The following is a 3589-nucleotide window of genomic DNA, read 5'->3' on the forward strand; positions in this document are numbered from 1 at the left end:
GAACCATTACGCAGGTGTCATATCCTTTTTGTCCATAATCATGACAAAATTGCTTTGCAGCCACCTGTCCGTGATTTGGGGCAGGAGAACCGTCCTTGTTTTTCGCGTTTGCGTCGTTGTCCAAACAGAATACAATCTTTCTGATATTAGAATATTCAGACAAAAAGCGGGCCAGAGCACGGTCGCTCAGCCCGCCTAAAGCTAGGTAATTGTGTTTTTTCCAGTTCTTATCCTTATGCAGACAGATAAAAGACATCAGATCAATCGGCGCTTCAAAAACGAACAGCCATTCCGAACCGCCAGAATAGTTGAAAAAATAGTCCTTCGATGAACCTGGTACGTCACGCCGATACGGTCGGTCAGAAAGTGTCCCCTTTTCGTGTGCCGACCGGGCCTTTCCAATCCTGTCATACCCGACGAATACGGCATTGTGAGTATTGCTGCTTTCATACAGGCTTCGCTGGTGGACAAAGAAGGAAATGATATCTGGGTCGATTTTTCGTTCCTGCATCAGATACGCATAGAGCCGTTTCATATTCCGGCTTTTCTGCGGCAGTTTGAACGGTTTCCGCTCCGGTGGCGGAGCCGTGTTTCGGCGTACCCTTACTCCGTGATAATCTTCCCCCCGCAGGGTTAGGACCGCGTCCGGAAACCGGCAGTTGTAGAAGGTACAGAGAAAATCAATGGCGGTTCCGCCTTCACCGGTGGCGTGTTCACAAAAAACATGGCCGCGAATCTTCACACTTGGATTTGCGGCCCACATCCACTCACTTCCGCTCCGCAGAACCTTTTCGCCCTTTGCTTCCAGAAATGACTTGATATCCGTGTGGGCAGCGCGGTCAATTTCCTCCTGGGTAAACTCCACATACTTTGACATTTCAATCCTCCTCTACATAGCCTGCTCCTGGTCATCGTATTTGTGTCCATGTTCTATCTTCCGCTCACGCTGTTTTTGCAGCAGCTTGCGGTCCTGCCGATACTTGTGTGTTGTGCTGTCTTTAATGCTGTCACCCATGCTTTGGCTGAGTGCCCGAAACAGACTCAGCACAGAGTTGACCGCCATGCCGGTTTCCATGACATGGATCTGATTCAACCGCTCCGCTGCGGATTCATTTCCTGAATCCGCAGCCATTCGATACCACTCTTTGGCTGCGGTAACGTCGCGTTTTACACCCAGCCCGAATTCCAGCATGATTCCGATTTTATACTGTAACGCGTCATCCGGTTCTTCGTGATTAAGTTTTACAAAGGCTTGAAAAGCCTTCGTGTAAAATTCACCGGCTCGGTTTTCATTCTTCATGACGCCATCGCCGGTTTGCAACATCCGCGCAAGCTGATACTGTGCGTGCGGGTCTTCCTTTTCCGCGCACAGCTCCAGCCATTTCGCCGCTTCCTTGGGATTAACATCTACACCTAACCCATGCAGATACATCCCAGCAATTCGTAATTCATCAGCGGCATTCGGCTGCCGCTTCTCCTGCTCTAAAAATTCTTCCAGTGCTTTGCGGTAGAGAATACCGGATAACTCCGTATCTCGTTCCATGCCCTGTCCGGCTGCACACATCTGCGCCAAACGGTAATCGGCATAGGGAACATTTTCTTTTGACGCCAATGTAAACCAGCTTGCAGCTGCAGAGCGGTTCTGTTCCACGCCGGTGCCGGTGTCAAACATTCTCCCGAGCGCATAATAGGCGTACCGGTCTTTACCTTCTGCGGCTGCTTTGTAGCAGTGCAGCACTTCAGAGTAATCCTGTGGAACGCCCTCACCACCGTAATACATTTGTGCCATACAGTAATTGGAATGGATATGACTGCCCTGTGCTGCCAACCGGTACCACCGGAATGCCTTTTCGTAATTCTGGTCGATACCCTCCCCGGAGTGTTCCATCCGACCCAAACAATACAGAAGGTAGGCTACGTCCTTACAACCGGAGTAACCTTCCTCAAACACTGTTCCATCTTCCACGTATTGTCCAATATCCAGCCCGTATGCCTTTTCCACGGAGCGCCGAAAATCCCAGTATGCTTCCAGGCAGTATTCCTTTCCCAGTTCTGGGTCTTTTTCAATACCGATTCCGTAAAGATACATTTTCCCAAGCTCATATTTAGCAAAGGAATGACCGCTTTCGGCAGCAAGGCCGTACCACATCATGGCCTGTCCATAGTCCTGTTCTACGCCTTTTCCATAAAAATACATCCGGGCCAGCTCATACCGGGCTTTCGCCAGTTCATATCCGGATTTTGCTGCACCATTCACTACTTTGTTCCAACAATCGCGGAATCGTTGCTCGGCAGAGCTGCATTGTTCTACCGGTTCAAAGTCGTCCTGGACATCCCAGTTTGCTGACTGTTCATAATCCGCCGGCAAACAATCCAGTTTTTCAGATGGCAGGGGGGCACAGAGAGATTCGTAAGAAAGCGGGGAAGAAAGGGACGATTCGTGCGCTCGGGCCAAGTTCACAGCTTCACGAATAATCTTGTTTCGAATAACCTGAAATTCGGATTGTCTTTCAAGAGGACCAATATCCTTTGGATTATTTCGATACATTCCCTGCAGCTCTTTGTGGTCCTCGCAGTAAAGACGGTAAAGTTCCTGAATCGCCGGTGTCTTTCCTAAATCAGCCATGATGTCATTAATCTGGCGGCGGAGCTGAAAATCTTTGATCCAGCCGTATTGTAGTTTCCCAGGGCGGTTCTTCAGAACATTCCCCAACTGCAACAGCTTATTACAGAGCGTGTCCATTTCTTTGTCACTGAACTGCCTTTCGGCATTTCGCGTAATCTCGGAAAGAATTTCATCCACTTGTTTTTTAATTCCCTCGCGCATTTCATCTTTATGTTCATAGATGTGATGGCGCTCATCCGCGAAGATCACTTCGGAAAATTCGGATTTCATTTGATTGATTCCCTCCCGGGTAAGTTTCCCGGATTTGGGATTGTCTGAAAATACAAGCAGATGAATGTGGGGATGGTGTGTAGTGTTGTGCATCCCGGCGTACCAGTACAGTTCCGATACCGGAATGTTGGAAGCCTTTGCGATGATGTCAATCTTTTGCATTATGAGATCGCGCCACGGCTTCTGAGTATCATACCCAAGTGCATCTGCATCCTCCCGACGTAGCGAAATGACATGCGTCCAAATGTTACCCTTACAGTTCGCAATTTCTTCTTGAGCCTTTTTAATATCCACTTCCGGAGCAGAAGAAAAAAGACCATGTTCTCCAACACGGTCAACTCCTGGACACTTTCCAACATACTCTACTAAGTTTTTTGCCTTACCTAAGTCAACTGCAAACCCCAGTCCAAACTCTGCAGCGTGGGAGATTAGTTCCGTCGCGTTGCCGATGGTTGGGTTTGCTTCAGCACCACGCTTTCCCGCGTGCCAACATAATTGACCAGGCCCATCGCTGCGTCCTTTGTCATGACATGTTTTCCGTCTGCCTTTTCTCCCACTTTGGCAATATGGAAATACCGGGAATTTAGTACAATTCTTGCGCCAGGCAATTTGATTCCTCCTAACTATAAAATAGAGCACAAATGGAATCCATTTGTGCTCGGAATCATATTTACTCTTTTGCTTATTTTCAAC

At 48.4% G+C, this 3589-nt stretch carries 3 protein-coding genes; all 3 read right to left on the reverse strand.

Annotated elements, in window-relative coordinates:
- The coding region (locus P9B68_RS11630) for a DUF3991 and TOPRIM domain-containing protein (protein WP_277669114.1) at positions 1-877 on the reverse strand (877 nt) is incomplete at its 3' end.
- 12 nt (positions 878-889) lie between these two features.
- The gene (mobP3, locus tag P9B68_RS11635) at positions 890-3346 is read right to left on the reverse strand and encodes a MobP3 family relaxase (RefSeq protein ID WP_277669115.1); all 2457 of its coding nucleotides are present in this window, start codon (positions 3344-3346) and stop codon (positions 890-892) included.
- Positions 3325-3504 (reverse strand): hypothetical protein, encoded by a 180-nt coding sequence (locus P9B68_RS11640; protein ID WP_277669116.1) that lies wholly within the window; start codon positions 3502-3504, stop codon positions 3325-3327. The genes mobP3 and P9B68_RS11640 overlap by 22 nt, the downstream gene beginning before the upstream one ends.
- Between the last annotated feature and the right edge of the window lie 85 nt (positions 3505-3589).

Source organism: Caproiciproducens galactitolivorans, from assembly GCF_029266045.1.
Classification (GTDB): domain Bacteria; phylum Bacillota; class Clostridia; order Oscillospirales; family Acutalibacteraceae; genus Caproiciproducens; species Caproiciproducens galactitolivorans.